Annotated in this window: 15 protein-coding genes and 1 pseudogene; 1 reads left to right on the forward strand and 15 read right to left on the reverse strand. The window is 66.6% G+C overall.

Annotated features, from left to right (window positions below; genetic code table 11):
- Positions 1–67: 67 nt before the first annotated feature.
- From VGI62_RS19500 to VGI62_RS19525, 6 genes are all read right to left on the reverse strand, one after another.
- Positions 68–757 carry an ABC transporter ATP-binding protein gene (locus tag VGI62_RS19500; RefSeq protein ID WP_331506233.1) on the reverse strand — a complete coding sequence of 230 codons (690 nt, stop codon included), beginning with the start codon at positions 755–757 and terminating at the stop codon, positions 68–70.
- On the reverse strand, positions 750–1,985 hold the full coding sequence (locus VGI62_RS19505; protein ID WP_331506279.1) for a lipoprotein-releasing ABC transporter permease subunit: 1,236 nt from the start codon (positions 1,983–1,985) through the stop codon (positions 750–752). The genes VGI62_RS19500 and VGI62_RS19505 overlap by 8 nt, the downstream gene beginning before the upstream one ends.
- 68 nt (positions 1,986–2,053) lie before the next feature.
- Entirely contained in the window at positions 2,054–3,373 is a 1,320-nt protein-coding gene (proS, locus tag VGI62_RS19510) for a proline--tRNA ligase (protein ID WP_331506234.1), read from the reverse strand.
- Positions 3,374–3,460: 87 nt separating this feature from the next.
- The gene (locus VGI62_RS19515) at positions 3,461–3,721 is read right to left on the reverse strand and encodes a DUF1467 family protein (RefSeq protein WP_331506235.1); all 261 of its coding nucleotides are present in this window, start codon (positions 3,719–3,721) and stop codon (positions 3,461–3,463) included.
- Positions 3,721–4,143, reverse strand: a complete 423-nt coding sequence (mce, locus tag VGI62_RS19520; RefSeq protein ID WP_331506236.1) for a methylmalonyl-CoA epimerase — start codon at positions 4,141–4,143, stop codon at positions 3,721–3,723. The genes VGI62_RS19515 and mce overlap by 1 nt, the downstream gene beginning before the upstream one ends.
- A 37-nt stretch (positions 4,144–4,180) precedes the next feature.
- Positions 4,181–6,463 carry a CoA transferase gene (locus tag VGI62_RS19525; protein WP_331506237.1) on the reverse strand — a complete coding sequence of 761 codons (2,283 nt, stop codon included), beginning with the start codon at positions 6,461–6,463 and terminating at the stop codon, positions 4,181–4,183.
- Between the two features lie 158 nt (positions 6,464–6,621).
- On the opposite strand from VGI62_RS19525, the gene VGI62_RS19530 reads away from it, so the two are divergent.
- The gene (locus VGI62_RS19530) at positions 6,622–7,596 is read left to right on the forward strand and encodes an aldo/keto reductase (protein WP_331506238.1); all 975 of its coding nucleotides are present in this window, start codon (positions 6,622–6,624) and stop codon (positions 7,594–7,596) included.
- Positions 7,597–7,603: 7 nt separating this feature from the next.
- On the opposite strand, the gene VGI62_RS19535 is transcribed toward VGI62_RS19530, so the two are convergent.
- The 9 genes and pseudogenes from VGI62_RS19535 to VGI62_RS19575 form a co-directional block, all read right to left on the reverse strand.
- Positions 7,604–8,452 carry an alpha/beta hydrolase gene (locus tag VGI62_RS19535; protein WP_331506239.1) on the reverse strand — a complete coding sequence of 283 codons (849 nt, stop codon included), beginning with the start codon at positions 8,450–8,452 and terminating at the stop codon, positions 7,604–7,606.
- A gap of 36 nt (positions 8,453–8,488) precedes the next feature.
- Positions 8,489–8,740 (reverse strand): helix-turn-helix transcriptional regulator, encoded by a 252-nt coding sequence (locus VGI62_RS19540; RefSeq protein ID WP_331506240.1) that lies wholly within the window; start codon positions 8,738–8,740, stop codon positions 8,489–8,491.
- A complete protein-coding gene (locus VGI62_RS19545; protein WP_331506241.1) occupies positions 8,740–9,333 on the reverse strand; it encodes a DUF2975 domain-containing protein in 594 nt (197 codons plus the stop codon). The genes VGI62_RS19540 and VGI62_RS19545 overlap by 1 nt, the downstream gene beginning before the upstream one ends.
- Before the next feature lie 145 nt (positions 9,334–9,478).
- Positions 9,479–9,589, reverse strand: a pseudogene (locus tag VGI62_RS19550) (PEPxxWA-CTERM sorting domain-containing protein); the annotation flags it as partial.
- A gap of 296 nt (positions 9,590–9,885) precedes the next feature.
- A complete protein-coding gene (locus tag VGI62_RS19555) occupies positions 9,886–11,568 on the reverse strand; it encodes a ribonuclease J (protein ID WP_331506243.1) in 1,683 nt (560 codons plus the stop codon).
- A complete protein-coding gene (locus tag VGI62_RS19560) occupies positions 11,569–12,348 on the reverse strand; it encodes a type III pantothenate kinase (RefSeq protein ID WP_331506244.1) in 780 nt (259 codons plus the stop codon).
- A gap of 3 nt (positions 12,349–12,351) precedes the next feature.
- Positions 12,352–13,092 (reverse strand): biotin--[acetyl-CoA-carboxylase] ligase, encoded by a 741-nt coding sequence (locus VGI62_RS19565; RefSeq protein WP_331506245.1) that lies wholly within the window; start codon positions 13,090–13,092, stop codon positions 12,352–12,354.
- A gap of 106 nt (positions 13,093–13,198) precedes the next feature.
- The gene (nuoN, locus tag VGI62_RS19570) at positions 13,199–14,629 is read right to left on the reverse strand and encodes an NADH-quinone oxidoreductase subunit NuoN (RefSeq protein ID WP_331506246.1); all 1,431 of its coding nucleotides are present in this window, start codon (positions 14,627–14,629) and stop codon (positions 13,199–13,201) included.
- A 6-nt stretch (positions 14,630–14,635) separates the two neighbouring features.
- Positions 14,636–16,120, reverse strand: coding sequence for an NADH-quinone oxidoreductase subunit M (locus tag VGI62_RS19575; protein WP_331506247.1), 1,485 nt, complete (start codon positions 16,118–16,120; stop codon positions 14,636–14,638).
- Between the last annotated feature and the right edge of the window lie 7 nt (positions 16,121–16,127).

Genomic DNA, 16,127 nt, shown 5'->3' on the forward strand with positions numbered 1-16,127 from the left:
ATGCTTGAGCGGGAGTGTGGAAAAGGCCTGTCTTACAAAGTGTTCTCCGAAAACCTAGCTTACGCCGTCAGGTTTTCGCTTGGAGCTCCAGATGGCCGTCCTTGAGGGCGAAAACCCGGTCCATGTGACGCGCCAGTTCCAGATTGTGGGTGGCCACCACCGCGGCCACACCGGTGCCGCGCACCAGATCGTAGAGATTCTCGAACACCGCTGTTGACGTGTGCGGATCCAGGTTCCCGGTGGGTTCGTCGGCCAGCAGCAGGCGCGGTGAATTCGCAAGCGCCCGAGCGACCGCGACCCGCTGCTGCTCGCCGCCCGACATCTGCGAAGGCTGGTGGTGGCTGCGCTGCGAAAGACCCAATTCGCCCAGGAGCTCCCCTGCTCGCGCACGCGCCTGGGTGCGAGGTCGGCCGGCGATCATCAGCGGCAGGGCCACATTGTCGAGCGCTGAGAATTCCGGCAGCAGGTGGTGGAACTGATAGACGAAGCCGATGCTGGCTAACCTGACCCGGGTCCGGTCGCGGTCCGCCAGGTCCGAGCAATCTCGGCCCAGAACCGTGATCCGCCCGGCGTTCGGATGTTCCAGTAACCCGGCAGCGTGCAGCAGCGAGGACTTCCCCGAGCCCGACGGACCGATCAAGCCGACGATTTCGCCTGGCATGACGTCGAGGTCGACGCCGCGCAGGACGGTGAGCGGACCCGCTCCCGTAACGTAGCTGCGTTCCAGCCCCCGGATCGACAGGACGGGACTACTCATAGCGAAGTGCTTCCACCGGATCGAGCCGGGCGGCCCGCCAGGCCGGCGGAAGGGTGCAGAGCAAAGACACCGCAAGCGAGAAGCTGACGATGATCGCGACTTCCGTCCAGTCGACCTTGGCAGGGAGGCGCGAGAGGAAATAGACGTCCGAGGAGAACACGGCCTGGCCGGTCGTCCATTCGACGAAAGCCTGGATCGGGCCGATGTAGAGCGAGACGAGGGCGCCAATGGCCAATCCGGCGGCCGTCCCCAGCGCTCCTATGGTCGCCCCCGCCATGACGAAGATCCGCAGGATCGAGCCCTGGCCCGCGCCCATTGTCCGCAGGATGGCGATATCGCGGCCCTTATTCTTCACCAGCATCACCAGGCTCGAGATGATGTTCAGCGCCGCAATAACCACCAGCAGCATAAGGATCAGGCGCATGACGTTGCGCTCGACTTTCAGCGCGCCCCAGTAGGAGGAGTCGCGTTGCGTCCAATCGGCGACCAAGGCGGTGGGGCCGGCTGCGCGCATGATCGCCGCCTTGAGCTGCACGGCCTTGTCCGGGTTGGCGACCCGGATCTCGATGGCGTCGACGGTGTCCTCCCGCCCGAAGAACAGTTGGGCCTGGTCCAAAGGCATAAAGATGTAAGCCTGGTCGTACTGGCTCATGCCGGCCGTGAAGGTCGCGCCAACCACATAGGACTTCTGCCGCGGCGTACCGCCGAAGGCCGTGGCGCCGCCCGAGGGCGAGATCAGCGAGATCGAGTCACCGGCCTTCACGCCGAGCTGCTCAGCCAATCGGTCGCCGACCACGACGACGTCGCCTCCGTACTCGCCCTGCCCAAACCCGCGCAGATTGCCCCGGGTGATGTTGCCCGCCACGATGCCGGTGGCTTTCAGATCGCTGGCCGAGAGGCCACGGACGATCGCGCCGGTGATCTGGTTGGGGCCCATGGCTATGGCCTGGGCCTCGATAACCGGCACGGCCTGGGTGACGCCAGGCACATTGAGGATGCGCTGGACGGTCGGATAACGCGCCGGGCCGTCGAGCACGGCCCCAGTGACGAAGACGTGGCCATTGAAGCCCAGGATCTTTCCGAGGAGTTCGGCGCGGAAACCGTTCATCACCGACATGACAATGATCAGCACCGCGACGGCCAGCATGATGCCGACGAAGGAGATGATCGAGATCAAGGCGACGCCGCCCTCACTGCGCTTGGCGCGCAAGTAGCGGCTCGCCAGCATCCGTTCCCACGGCCCGAACGGGTGGGCGCGGCCGCCGTTTGCCGAGGCGAAGGCGGACTGCTCGGTCGTCACCCGGTGATGACCTTCAGAGCGGCGTGCAGTGGCAGGGTCTGGCGCTCGCCGGTGGCCCGGCGCTTGATCTCGACGACGCCGTCCGCGACGCCCTTGGGACCGACAATGAGCTGCCATGGGATACCGACCAGGTCCAGGGCCGCGAACTTCGCGCCGGGCCGTTCGTCACGGTCGTCGAGCAAAGGTTCTTTTCCGAGGTCGCTCAGGGCCTTGTAAGCCTGCTCGGCCACCGTATCGACCTCCGCAGCGCCGGGGCGCAGGTTGACCACGGCGACGCCGAAGGGCGCCACGGCGTCCGGCCAGATGATGCCGGCTTCATCGTGGCTAGCCTCGATGATCCCGCCCACCAGGCGCGATACGCCGACGCCATAGGATCCGCCGTGGATCGGAGCATCCTTGCCGTCCGGGCCCGTGACCAACGCCTTCATGGGCTTCGAGTACTTTTCGCCGAAGTAGAAAATGTGGCCGACCTCGATACCCCGGGCGGTCATGCGCTTGTCGGCCGGGACTTCGGCTTCGAAGCGAGCGGCGTCATGCATCTCGTCGGAAGCCGCATAGAGCTTTGCGCGCTGAGCCACCATCGGCTCCAGGTCGCCGTCCCAATCGATGTCCGGGCCCGGCGCGCCCATCTCGACCAGATCGCCGTGCGCGAAGACTTCGCTCTCGCCGGTCTCGGCCAGGATGATGAACTCATGGCTGAGGTCGCCGCCGATCGGGCCGGGGTCCGCCTTCACCGGGATCGCCTTCAGGCCCAGTCGCGCATAGATGTTCAGGTAGGCTAGGAACATGCGGTTGTAGGACTTGCGCGCCGCGGCCTCGTCGATGTCGAAGCTGTAGGCGTCCTTCATAAGGAATTCGCGTCCGCGCATCACGCCAAACCGAGGACGCCGCTCGTCACGGAACTTCCACTGGATGTTGTAGAAATTCTTCGGCAAGTCCTTGTAGGACTTAACATAAGCCCGGAAGATCTCGGTGATGACCTCCTCCGCGGTGGGCCCGTAGAGGAGGTCGCGGTCGTGACGGTCCTTGATGCGCAGCATCTCGTCGCCGTAGTCGTCGTAGCGGCCGCTCTCGCGCCAGAGGTCTGCAAGCTGGAGGGTCGGCAGCAGCACCTCGATGGCGCCGGCGCGGTCCATTTCTTCGCGCACGACCTGCTCGATCTTCTTCAGCACCTTCAGGCCGAGCGGCAACCAGGCATAGATGCCGGCCGCCTCCTGGCGGATCAGGCCAGCGCGCAGCATCAGCTGATGGGACACGATCTGGGCGTCGGCGGGAGCCTCGCGCAGCGTCGGCATGAAGTAGCGCGAAAGGCGCATGGCGGTTCTGTTTCCTGGGCGGTCGAAGGCGAACGGCTCTGATAGCCTTGGCCCACACACCTTTGCAACGCGGGCCTTGGACCTGGCTCAGTGGCGCCAGGGCAGGTTGGCCAGGTCCACGAGCTTGAAGTGGATTACCAGCCACAGGATCGCGAAGACAATCGTCGAGACCCAGGTGGTTGTGAAGAACTTCTTCTTCAGCTTGGGATCGACCGGCGCACCTGGATCGGAACCGTCGTTGGGCAGGCCGGCCTCCGCGCGCGTCTGGGTGCCCAGGGGCAGGATCGCGAACAGCACGGTCCACCAGATCGTCAGGTAGATCGCCACCAGCGTGATAGGCCCGCCCATCAGTGCGCGTCCTTAGGGGTTTCCATGAGCTCGACAAGGACACCGCCCATGTCCTTGGGATGGACAAAGATCACCGGCACGCCGTGCGCGCCGATGCGAGGTTCGCCGGTTCCCAGCACAGTTGCGCCCTTGGCGCGCATGTCGTCACGGGCAGCCAGGATGTCGGGAACCTCGAAGCAGACGTGATGCTGCCCGCCCTTCGGGTTCTTTTCCAGGAAGGCGGTGATCGGCGAGGCGTCCCCGTAGGGCTCGATCAACTCGATCTGGCTGTTGGGCAGGTTGACGAAGCAGACCCAGACCCCCTGCTCGGGCATTGAAAAGCGTTCGCTGAAGGAGGTCGCCCCCAGCATCTCGCGATACATCTTCACCGAGGCTTCGATGGAGGGTGTCGCGATGCCGACGTGATTGAGTTTTCCGATCATCGGCCGCCTATACCCTGCCCTGCGCTCCGGTGCGAGATCACGCTGAAGACGCCCTCTGCGGCGATTGCGCCGCGATCCCTCCCCGCCCGTCCGAAGTGAACACGGCCCCCGAGGCGAGCAGCGCCGAAATCCGTTCACGGCTGATGCCCCACTCAGTGAGAATTTCGACGGAATGTTCGCCAATGTCCGGCGTGGGCCTTTTGTACCCCCAAGGGGTGCGGGCGAAATCGGCGACGCCCTTGGCGCCGATCATCGGGCCGAGCCTGGGATGCTCCCAACGCTCAAGGTAGTTGTTCTGCCAAAGCCATTCGTCCTGCAACGCTTCGGCGCTTCGCAGGACCGGCGCGGCCGCGACGCCGGCCGCAAGCAGCAGATCCAACGTCTCACCGCGGCTCCGCCCGGCCAGGGCCGCCGCCAATTGGGTCGCCAGCGCGCCGTCGCGCGGCTCGCTCAGCGCAGTGGGCGGGATCTCGACGCCCAGCACGCGCGCCAGGGCTTCGACCTCGGCCGGGGTATCGCAGGCAAGGCCCATCCAGCCGTCGGCGCAGGCGTAGTAGCGGTCGAGCGCGCGCACGCCCAGGCAATCGACGCCGCCCAGGTGGTTCGGCGGTCGCCCGGCGTAGGTCACCGTCTCGCCTAGCTGGAAGAGCAGGCTTTGCGCCATCAGGCTGGTCAGGACCTCCTGGCCCTCGCCTGTCCGCTCGCGGGCGTTGAGCGCGGCGATGACGGAGGCCGTGACCACGCCGGCGGTCGCCACATCGTTGACGGCGATGGTGTGAAGGATCGGATCGTCGGCGCCGCCCTGGGCGGCCATCATCCCGCCCTCCGCCTGCAAGAGCGGGTCGAACCCGGGCAAGGCGGACCGCGGACCCTGCTCGCCATAGGCGTTGATCGAGCAGGAGATGAGCCGTGGGTTGATCGTCCTCAGGGTCGCGTAGTCGATGCCCAGGCGCTGGCGAACACCCAGGCGGTAGTTGTCGATCACCACGTCCGCGGTCCTGGCGAGCTCCAGGAATAGCTCCCGACCGGCAGGCTGCTTCAGGTCCAGGCCAAGGCCCCGGACGCCGCGGTTGTAGCCTATGAACCCGGGCCCGTCCGACCGGAAGGGATCGGCCTCCCGCGGCTCGACCTTGGCGACGTCGGCTCCGAAGTCGGCCAGGAGGGTTCCCGCGTAGGCGCCGGCGATCACCGTGCCGAGGTTGAGGACCCGGACGCCCGCGAGCGGAGGCGCGGAGCCGCCTTCGCGCAGCGCGCTGCGGCTCTCCCAGACGGGCGGCGCGGCGACCGGCGTAGGCAGGGCCCGGATTGAGGCCGGCGTCGCGCTGAGCTTGGCCGGCGGACCAGGCATGGCCACCTCGCCAAGCTCTGGGTGGTCAAAGACCTGTCGAAGCCTGCCCTGCGCCACCGTCTCGCCGGCGAACCAGTCCTCGCGTCGCCGGACTGGCGCGCACGGCACGTCGTTGGCCTGCAGCGCCTCCAGCCACTCGTCGCGGGTGCGGGTGGCGAACATCTCCACCAGCAGGTCGCGCGCCGCGAGCTGATCCTGCTCCAAGGCGTCGAAGGCGTCCTCGAGGCCGAGCACCTCGAAGGCCTTGCGGTAGAAGTTGGTGAAAAGCGTGCCCAGGAAGAACCACTCCCCGTCCGCGCACTGGTAGAGGCGATAGCGCGGATTTGCGCCAGGCGGGATGCCGCGCGGCAGTGGTGCGGCGTTCAGCATCCGCGCAGCGCCGGAGACTTCGGACGCCCCATGCAGACCGCTGATGATCACCGCCTGCCCCTGGCCGCTGCGAGACCGTTCGAAGAGCGCCGAGCCGATCGCCGCGGCGCCCATCACCGCCTGCCCGTACCAGATCACCGGAAGCACCAGGCAGACCGGCTGGTCGGCGTAGGCGCCTTGGCGGAATGCCGTGCTGGTCATGCCGGCCAGGAGGCTGTGGTGCGGAGCGATGCCGCTCCAACGGCCCGATGTCCCATATGGCGGCATCCACGCGTGAATCAGCGCGGGATGGGCGCTGGTGAGGCTCTTCCCGTCCAGGCCCATCGCCTCGAGCCGGCCGGGCGCGTCTGAAAAAATAGCGACGTCGGCGCCGGCGATCAGCTCGCGAGCTGCGGCAAGCCCCTCCGGCGTGTCCAGGTCAAGCGTCAGCACCTGCTTGTTACGGTTCCAGGCCAGGTAGCCGGGGTGGTCCTTCAGACGGTCTCCGGCGGGCGGCTCGACCTTGACGATCTCCGCCTCGAAGTCACCCAGCAGCATGGCCGCCATGGGCCCGGCCAGCCCATGACTGAAATCGGCGATGCGGATGTCCTTGTAGGCGGACACTGGCGGCGACCTCCCTGCCGGGCGGCGCGGTGGTCGCGTCTCGCCATACGTCATGAAAGCCGGGCGCGGGCGCGCCGACAAGCCCTGCTGCTTACGCACCGGCGGCTTGACCGAGGGCGAGCTTGGCCCGCTAGTCGCTGACGGAAGGAGCATCCGCCATGCGAACCGCGACACTGGGCCCCTTGGGCGAGGTGAGCCGGCTGACCCTTGGCGGTGGCGGCATTGGCCAGATCTGGGGCGAGAATACCAAGGACGAGGCGCTGGCCACCCTAACGGCGGCGATCGACGGCGGCATCACGGTGCTGGACGCCGCCCCGATGTACCGCAACTGCGAGGCTTTCATCGGCGAGACCTTCGGCGGGCGATTGCCGCCCGGCGTCAAGGTGACGACCAAGTGCCAGCTCGGCTCTCCCGCCCCCTCAGAGGTGAACGAGCGGCTCGAAGCCGCTCTGGAGGCCAGCCTGGCGGCCATGCGCCTGAAACGCGTCGACCTGTTCTTCCTGCACTCGAACATACACCTGGACGGATTCGAATATGCCCACGGCAACGCTAATCGTGACGCCTTCTCCACCAGCTGGTCGATCTACGTCGAGGAAGCCGTCCCGACGTTTGCGAGGCTGAAGGCGCAGGGCCGGATCGGCAGCTGGGGGATCACGGGCATCGGTGTTCCGACCGCGGTGCTCGACGCGCTCGACGACACAGCCCATCCCGACGCCGTCCAGGCCATCGCCAACCTGATGGACAGCCCAGGCGCGTTGAAGCGCTACGCCGAGCCCGCGCGACCGCGGGAGATCGCCGCCGCCGCCAAGGCGCGGGGCATCGGCGTGATGGGCATTCGCGCCGTCCAGGCCGGCGCGTTGACCGCCGGCGTGGATCGCCCGTTGTCGCCCAACAGCCCGGACAATGCCGACTTCGCCCGGGCCGCTGGTTTCCGGGCGCTCTGCGCCAGCTGGGGCGAGGATCCGGCGGTGGTGGCGCACCGCTATGCGCTGGGCATGCCCAACATCGACACCGTGGTGCTGGGGGTGAAGAACCGCTCCGAGCTAGCGCAGTGCCTTGCCGCCGAGACTGCAGGCCCGCTCGATCCGGTGCAGGTCGCCGCGATCGACGCCCTGGGTCTCGCCAGAGGCTGAGGCGCGGTCAGCGCCCCTTGCGGACGAAGTCGGCGATCAGGTCGGCCACTTCCTTCGGATGCTCGAGTTGCATCAGGTGCCCGGCGTCGTCGATGACGATGCGCCGAGACCCTGGGATGAGCGCCTGGGCCGCGCCGCTGGTCGCCTGATTGTCGGCGATGTCATGATCGCCCGTCATGATCAACGTCGGCACCTGCAGGCTCGACAAATGCGGCAGGTCGGACGTCCACCCCTTGATCGGGTCCCGCATCTGGTGGCGCAGGTCCTGCGGGCTGGCTTTCAGGATCGCCAGCGCCCTGGCCTTCGCCTCTGCGTGGCCCGGGGCCATCACCCAGCCGGATTTCTCGGCGTTGGCGACGACGGAGTCCATATCACCGATGATCATCGGCATCATGATCCGCGTAACGTGGTCGCCGAAATTCTTGGTGGGTTGGAAGCCATTGAGCACGGTGCCCGAGAGCACCAGCCGGTCAACCTGGTCGGGGTGCCGGACTGCGTAGCTCACCGCCAAGCCGCCACCAAAGGAGAAGCCGACGAGGCTGGCATGATCCATCTTCGCCGCCGCCATGACCGCAGCAAGGTCGTCCTGCGCCGAATATGGGGCCTTGGCGGCCGGCGACCTGCCGTAGCCGCGGCGGTCGTAGCGGACGACGCGGAAGTCGCGGCAAAGGATCGGCCACATGTCGTCGAAGCTGGCGGAGTTGATCACTCCGTCGTGGATCAGAACGATGGCCTGGGCCCCCTTGCCGCAGGTCTCATAGTAAATCTGGCCCCCGTCGACATCGACCATCTCAGCCCGCGCGGCGCCGGCCATCAGGGCCAGCGAGCAGGCAAGCACCATCATTCGCCCGATCATCGGTCGTTCCTATCGTCTGTTTCCAGGCCTGGATCGTCAGCTGGCTATTCGGAGCGCCTCGGCGCCGACGGTTTCAGACGTTTCGTCCGGCACGAATTCCAACAGGTCGCCCGGCTGACACTCCAGGTAGCGGCAGATCGCCTCCAGAGTGGAGAAGCGCAGCCCCTTCACCTTGCCGGATTTGAGCAGCGACAGGTTGGCCTCGGTGATGCCGATCGCGCGGGCGAGCACGTTGGAGCGCACCTTGCGCCGGGCCATCACTAAGTCGAGGCGGACGATAATCGCCATCAGACGAACCCCTCACGATCCTGTTCGATTTCACGGCCCACCAGCATCACTTGGGCGATCACCAGGACGAGACCGCCCAGCAGCAGTTCCTGGATGCTGGTCATGTGCGCCCAGTGCCGGTCGATCTCGTAGCCGCTGGCGCTGAGCGCCAGGTGGCAGAGGAACGGCAGCGCGGCGTCGGCCAGGAGCGCGATCCCCACCCATTGCAAATGCCGGGCGTTTCGGGTCGCGAAGACCTGCCCTCGAGCGTAGAGCCGGAAAAGACCCTGCAGGTTCCAGAATAGCAGCACCATGGGCGCGGAGCGGACGATCCAGACCAGGGCATAGACCACCCGGTGCGTCAGGCTGAGCGAGGCGAAGGTGACGTAGCCGGGCGGCGGATGGCCGCCCGTGCTGATCATGCCGCCAGGCGCGCCCAACGACAGCACGCCCCCCCGGTAGAAGATTACCGCCCAGACCCCAAAGGCCGCCAGCGCGACGAAGGCCCAGAGGAGCCCCCCGAACAGGACCGCGAAGCCGCGGCTGCTGGCGCGGACCCGGCGATAGGCGGGGTTCTCCGCAACGGTCGGCGAGAATTCGAGAACATCGGCCATGACAGGACTCCGCCTCGGGATAACCGCACCGTCTTACATCAATATATATTCGTCAAACGATAATTCTGGAGTCGCAGCCAACAAAAGGCCCGATGGCGAGATCCGCCACCGGGCCCTTGTTTCCAGCGTCTTGGAACGTCGTCGACTAGGCCGCCGCAAGGGCGCGACGACGGGACAGGCGCATCATGCCGCCCGCGCCACCAAAGCCGATCAGCATCAGCGCCCAGGTGTTGGGCTCGGGCACTCCGCTGGTCAGCGAGACCGAGTCGAGCAGCGCCACCGGCGGCTCGCCGTTCGGCGTGCCGATCGACACGAGGTCTCGAAGCCGCCGTTGGTGACGAATTCAGTTGCGTTGGCGGCCGCGCCAAACGCCGGCACCGCGGCGGAAGCCGCGGTCAATGTCCTAAAACGCATTAAACCCCCGCAAAAACTCAGCTTCTACGGCGGCGCTGCAACAACAGCGCCCGAGAATCCGCGAGCCGTTCGGAACCAAGACCAAGGAATGGACCTCAGCGTCTATCCCATTCCCCTGGCGCGTGAGTTAGTCGCGACCTAGAGCCGCAGGACTGTTGTCTCCACCACGGGCCGGCGGCCCCATACGCGCTGGCTGGCCTTCTTCACCGCGCGCGACATGGCTGTCTCGACGGTTTCGTCGAGGTCGCGATCCTCGCCCCGGAGGCGCCCCAGCGCCTGCTCCGCCTCATCGGCCAGGTCGTCGAGGATGTCCTCGAGCGGATAGTCGGGTTCGGATGGCAGTCCGAGGGCCCGGACCTGTGGGCCGGAGACGATCTTGTTCTTGCCGTCCAGCACGACCGAGACCGCCAACACGCCATTCGAGGCCGCGTGGCGGCGTTCGCGAAGCGCGTCGCCGTTCTCCACCGTGACCATGCCGCCGTCGACGTAGAGCCGACCGGCCGGCGCTTCGTCGATGACGGCGGCGCGTCCGGGCGCCAGGCGGACCATGTCGCCGTTTCGCGGCGTCACCTGCTGCGGCACCTGCAGATCGCGGGCGAAGGCTGCGTGCTCGAGGAGGTGGCGGCGCTCCCCGTGCGTCGGGACGGCGATCTGCGGCCGCGCCCAGCGGTACATCTCGGCCAGCTCGTCGCGGCAGGGGTGGCCGGAGACGTGGATGCCGGGATGGTCGCGCTCTGTGTAGAGCCGCACCCCGCGGTCGGCGAGTTTGTCCTGCAGATTGCGGATCGGAATCTCGTTCCCCGGGATTACCCGCGACGAGAAGATGCAGGCGTCGCCCGCGCCCAGGTTGACGTGCGGGTGGGTGCCGTCGGCGATCCGGGCAAGCGCCGCCCTGCCTTCGCCCTGGCTGCCTGTGCAGAGGAACAGCACCTTGTCCGGCGGGAATTTCTTGGCCTCGGTGTCGTCGAGGAAGGGCTTGAGGCCCTCCATCAAGCCCACCGACTTCGCCGCCGCCGACATCCGGTGCATCGACCGGCCGGCCAGGCAGACGCGGCGGCCATTGGCCTCGGCGGCGCGCGCGATGGAGTCCATGCGCGCGACGTTTGATGCGAAGCAGGCCACGGCGACCTTGCCCTTCAGGGTCCCGATCAGCGGGATCAAGGTGTTGCGCACCTCGGCTTCGGAGCCAGCGTGGCCGTCCACGAAAACGTTGGTCGAGTCGCAGACCATAGCCAGCACGCCCTCATCGCCGAGCCTGCGGATAGCGTCCTGGTCGGTGACGGCGCCCAACAGCGGGTCGGGGTCGATCTTCCAGTCGCCGGTATGCAGGATGGTCCCGAGCGGAGTGCGGATCGCCAGGCCGTTGGGCTCTGGAATCGAATGGGTGAGCGTAATCAGCTCAAGGCTGAACGGCCCAAGCTCGATGCTCCCGCCCAACGGCACGACGGTGATCTCGGCTTCGTCCAGCAGGCCGGCCTCGCGCAGCTTCTCGCGCAGGATGAACGCGGTGAAAGGCGTGGCGTAGATCGGCGCCTTGAAGCGTGGCCAGAGCCACGCCACCGCCCCGATGTGGTCTTCGTGCGCATGCGTGAGCACGATGCCGAGGAGCCGGTCGGCGTTTTCTTCCATGAAGGTCGGGTCCGGCAGGATCACCTCGACCCCGGGTGTCGTCTGGTCGCCGAACGTGATCCCGAGATCGACGACGATCCACTTGCGGTCGTGCGGCGGCCCGAAGCCGTAGAGGTTGAAGTTCATCCCGATCTCGTTCGATCCGCCCAGCGGCAGGAAGACGAGCTCGTCGTGCTTGGTTTTACTGGTCATCTAAGCCTTGGCCGTATTCCGGCGGTAAATCTCGAGCATGCCCCGGATCGTCAGGTCCGGGTCAAAGTGGTCGATGGACGCCGTTGCGCCATGGAATAGAGAGGCGACTCCGCCGGTGCCGACGACCGTCATCGGTTTGTCCCACTCGGCCTTGATCCGCGCCACAAGGCCCTCGATCAGAGCGATGTAGCCCCAGAAGACGCCGGACTGCATGGCCGCCACGGTGTCCTTGCCGATCGCGGTATTGCCGGGCGGGCGCTGAATCGCCACCCGGGGCAGCTTCGCGGCCGCCTGGTGCAAAGCCTCCATCGAGAGATTGATCCCGGGCGCGATGGCGCAACCTTCCATGCCCCCGTCGCCGGCGATCACGTCGAAGGTCGTGGCTGTTCCGCTGTCGATGATGATCAGGTCACCCGGATAGACGATGTGCGCTCCGATCGCATTCACCAACCGGTCGGCCCCGGCCTCGGACGGCTTTTCGATCCTGACCTCGATGCCGAGGTCGACGTTCTCGCCGATCACCAGCGGTTCGACGTGCAGGTAGCGCCGAGCGAGGTTCCTGAGGTTGAATATCGACTGCGGCACGACGCTTGAAATGATGCAGCCGTTGAAGACGCCGAGTTGCAGCCCAGCCATGGCCAAGAGTTGAGACAGCCACACGGCGTATTCATCGGCCGTGCGGCTGGCGTGCGTCGCTGCGCGCCACTGCGCCGTCCACCGTTCGCCGTCGTGGACCGCAAAGAGGGTGTTGGTATTGCCCTGCTCGATCGCCAACAGCATGGATCATGGAGCTCCGAAGAAAACGTCGCCAGCCGTTATGCGCTCTAGTGCGCCGTCGTCCAGTCGCAGCCGGAGCGCGCCGTCCAAGTCGAGCCCCTCGGCGACGCCGGCCAGGGTGCGGTTTGACAGGCGCGCCTCGCAGCGCTCGCCCAGTCCGTGCGCGCGCGCCGTCCAGCCCTGCGCGATCGCTGAAAAACCCTGCGTCGCCCAGAGCTTTCGCCACGCCTCGAACCTCGTCGCCAGCACCTCGATCGCATCGGAGGGTTGGGGCGGCGGGCCGGGCATATATTCGGCGAAGGAGGTTGCGGGCCGCTCGGTTTCGTTCGGCGCGTGGGCGAGGTTCACGCCGATCCCCACCGCAAGCCAGAGCCGCCCGTCAGGCCGGGCGCCGGACTCCACCAGGATTCCCACCGCCTTCCTTCCGAACACAAGTACGTCGTTTGGCCATTTCAGCCGTGCGACGCCGGGTCCGATACAAGTGTCGGCGAGGTCCGCGGCCGCTAGGGCAGCCACAAAAGAGAGCTGCGCCGCTTCGTGAGGCGGGACGTCTGTGGTGGTGAGGAGCGTCGCGGCCAGATTGCCGGACTCAGTGCTCCAGGCCCGCCCGCGGCGACCGCGCCCCATCGTCTGGCGTCCTGCGGTGATCCAGATGGGACCGCCCTCGCCTCCCTCAGCGCGGCGCCGGGCCTCGGCGTTGGTGGAGTCGAGTTCTGCGTGGGCCTCGATCGGTGGGTGATCGCTCATCGGATTGACCACGGAAGGGCGCGCGGCGCCGATGGCGCACCACCTTGGCTGAAATTGGCGGAGGACATCGCTTAGGTGTCTTCCGTGGTTTCTGCGGTTTCGATGCCTACGCCAAACCGAAGGCGTGGGCCGCGCGGCCGGCCGCCGGGTAGATCCAGATCAGCGCCCCGAGCACGACCGGGAAAGAGAAAAAGGCCAGCGAGACGGCGATCACACGCGCCTCGAGCGGGGGCTTATCGGTCGCGCTGACGGCCGTATCGAACCACATCACCTTGATCAGGCGCAGGTAGTAGAAGGCAGCGACGACCGAGCCCACGAGCCCGAGGACCGCCGGCAGCGGCAGGCCGGCGCCCAGCGCCGCCTTGAATACGAACACCTTGGCCCAGAATCCGGAGAACGGCGGCAGGCCCAGCGCCGACAACGAAAATGCGGTCATCGCCAGGGCAATGCCGGGTTGCTCCCGGAACAGGCCGGCCATGTCCTCGATGGTCTCCATCGACTTGCCCTGGCGCGAGAGCGCCGCCAGGCAGGCGAAGAAGCCGGTCACGTCGACCATGTAGAGGACCATGAAGGTCAGCATCGACTGAATGCCCTCGGCATTGCCCGCCGCCAGTCCGATGATCGCGTAGCCAACGTTGGCGATGGAGGAGTAGGCCCATAGCCGCTTGAGGTTCGTCTGCGCCAGGCCCGCGAAGGCGCCGACGGCCACTGAGATCAGCCCCAGCGCCACCAGCACCTGCTGCCACTGCGCGACCGCCCCGCCGAACGCCTCGGCCAGCAGGCGGGCGAACAGCACCATGGCGGCGAGCTTGGGGGCGGCGGCGAAGAAAGCCACAACCGGCGTAGGGGCGCCCTCGTAGACGTCCGGCGTCCACATGTGGAAGGGCGCGGCCGAGACCTTGAACGCCAGGCCGCACATCAGGAACACCAGCCCGAACAGCTCACCGGTGTGCGCTCCGGACTTCACCGTCGCGGCGATTTCCGTGAACACCGTCGAGCCGGCGAAGCCATAGACCAGGCTCGCTCCATAGAGCAGGAGGCCCGACGAGAGCGCGCCCAGCACGAAGTATTTCAGCCCGGCCTCGGAGGCCTTTGCGTTGTCGCGGTGCATGGCGGCCAGCACGTAGAGGGCAAGCGATTGCAACTCGACACCCACGTAGAGCGAGATCAGGTCTCCGGCGGCGGCCATCATCCCCATGCCGAGTGCGGCGAGGAGGATCAGGATCGGGAACTCGAAATTGTGGACGCCGCGCCGCTCGAACCAGCGTTGGCCCAGCGGAATGGCGACGGCGCTGGCCGCGAAGATCGCGACCTGCGTGAAAGCAGAGGCGGCGTCTGAGATCATGCCCCCGGCGAAGCCGCGGCCGAGCGGACCGGTGGCCGCTGCGAGCGCCGCTGCAGCCAGGACGAGCACGGAGCCCCAGCCCACGGGCCTCGCGGCCTTTGGCGCAAAAGCGCCGACGACCAGCAGCACGAGCGCGCCAACCGCCAGGATCAGTTCGGGATAGGCGAGGCCGATATCGGCGGAGAAGGTCATTCGGTCTTAGCCCCCGATGGCCGCTTGATAGGCCGAAACCAGATGGTCCACGGAGGCCTGGGTCAGGTTGAACACGGTCCCGGGCTGCACGCCCAGCACCAAGGTGGCGGCGATCAGCGGCGCGAAGATCGCCACCTCCCGCAATTCGAGGTCGTCGATGCCCATGAGCTTTGAGTTGGTGATCGTTCCGAAGATCACCCGGCGATAGAGCGTGAGCGCATAGACCGCGGACAAGATCACGCCGGTCGCCGCGATGATCGCCGTCCAGGTGGAGACGCCATAGGCCCCAGTCATGGTCAGGATCTCGCCCACGAAACCGCTCGTTCCCGGCAAGCCGACGTTGCCCATAGTGAACAGCATGAAGACCGCTGCGTACCAAGGCATGCGGTTCACGAGCCCGCCGTAAAAGGCGATCTCGCGGGTGTGCATGCGGTCATAGACCACGCCCACGCAGAGGAAGAGCGCGCCGGAGATCACCCCGTGGCTGAGCATCTGGAACAGCGCGCCCTGCTCGCCCACGGCGGTGCCGGAAAAAATCCCCATGGTCACGAAACCCATGTGGGCGACCGAAGAATAGGCGATCAGCTTCTTGATATCGACCTGCCGGAACGCCACCAGCGAGGTGTAGACGACCGCGATCACGCTGAGCGCGAAGATCAGCGGGGTGAACTGGTGCGACGCCTGCGGGAACATCGGCAAGCTGAAGCGCATGAAACCGTAGCCGCCGAGCTTCAGAAGGATGCCCGCCAGGATCACCGAGCCGGCGGTCGGCGCCTCGACGTGGGCGTCCGGCAACCAGGTATGCACAGGCCACATCGGCATCTTCACTGCGAAGGAGGCGAAGAAGGCCAGCCATAGCCAGGTCTGCGCCTTCGGATCGAAGCGGTAGACCATCAGTTCGGGGATCGAACTGGTGTGCGCCGTTCCGATCATGAACAGGATCGCCGCCAGCATCAGTACCGAGCCCAGGAGCGTATAGAGGAAGAACTTGAAGGCGGCGTAGACGCGCCGTTCCCCGCCCCAGATGCCGATGATCAGGAACATCGGCACCAGGCCGAACTCGAAGAAGATGTAGAACTCGATCAGGTCGAGGGCGCAGAAGACCCCGATCACCAGCGTCTCGAGGATCAGGAAGGCGATCATATATTCGAGCACGCGCTTCTCGATCGTCTTCCACGACGCCGCGATACAGAGCGGCATCAGGAACGCAGTGAGCAGCACGAAGAGGACGGAGATCCCGTCTACGCCCATTCGGTAGTTGAGCCCGGCAAACCACGGGGCCTGCTCCACGAACTGGAAGCCAGCCTCGTGAGGGTCGAACTGGACGACCAACAGGACCGAGAGCGCGAGCGTGGCTAGCGTGGTGACCAGCGCGATCCACTTCGAGGCGCGCACGGTCCGCGGATCGTCGGCCTTGCCGAACAGACGCAGCGCCAGGATGCCGGCGACGCCCAGGAGCGGGGCGTAGGTAATGAGGGAGAGGATGGGCATTTCGCGG

This window comes from Phenylobacterium sp. (assembly GCF_036495085.1).
Taxonomy (GTDB): Bacteria; Pseudomonadota; Alphaproteobacteria; order Caulobacterales; family Caulobacteraceae; genus Phenylobacterium.

Bases quoted from the DNA above. Each gene is read 5' to 3' on its own strand.
- VGI62_RS19505 (WP_331506279.1), bottom strand. From the start codon at position 1,985: ATGCTGGCGAGCCGCTACTTGCGCGCCAAGCGCAGTGAGGGCGGCGTC.
- VGI62_RS19560 (WP_331506244.1), bottom strand. From the start codon at position 12,348: ATGCTGTTGGCGATCGAGCAGGGCAATACCAACACCCTCTTTGCGGTC.
- VGI62_RS19540 (WP_331506240.1), bottom strand. From the start codon at position 8,740: ATGGCGATTATCGTCCGCCTCGACTTAGTGATGGCCCGGCGCAAGGTG.
- nuoN (WP_331506246.1), bottom strand. From the start codon at position 14,629: ATGACCTTCTCCGCCGATATCGGCCTCGCCTATCCCGAACTGATCCTG.
- VGI62_RS19535 (WP_331506239.1), bottom strand. From the start codon at position 8,452: ATGATCGGGCGAATGATGGTGCTTGCCTGCTCGCTGGCCCTGATGGCC.
- proS (WP_331506234.1), bottom strand. From the start codon at position 3,373: ATGCGCCTTTCGCGCTACTTCATGCCGACGCTGCGCGAGGCTCCCGCC.
- VGI62_RS19500 (WP_331506233.1), bottom strand. From the start codon at position 757: ATGAGTAGTCCCGTCCTGTCGATCCGGGGGCTGGAACGCAGCTACGTT.
- mce (WP_331506236.1), bottom strand. From the start codon at position 4,143: ATGATCGGAAAACTCAATCACGTCGGCATCGCGACACCCTCCATCGAA.
- VGI62_RS19515 (WP_331506235.1), bottom strand. From the start codon at position 3,721: ATGGGCGGGCCTATCACGCTGGTGGCGATCTACCTGACGATCTGGTGG.
- VGI62_RS19565 (WP_331506245.1), bottom strand. From the start codon at position 13,092: ATGAGCGATCACCCACCGATCGAGGCCCACGCAGAACTCGACTCCACC.
- VGI62_RS19545 (WP_331506241.1), bottom strand. From the start codon at position 9,333: ATGGCCGATGTTCTCGAATTCTCGCCGACCGTTGCGGAGAACCCCGCC.
- VGI62_RS19530 (WP_331506238.1), top strand. From the start codon at position 6,622: ATGCGAACCGCGACACTGGGCCCCTTGGGCGAGGTGAGCCGGCTGACC.
- VGI62_RS19575 (WP_331506247.1), bottom strand. From the start codon at position 16,120: ATGCCCATCCTCTCCCTCATTACCTACGCCCCGCTCCTGGGCGTCGCC.
- VGI62_RS19555 (WP_331506243.1), bottom strand. From the start codon at position 11,568: ATGACCAGTAAAACCAAGCACGACGAGCTCGTCTTCCTGCCGCTGGGC.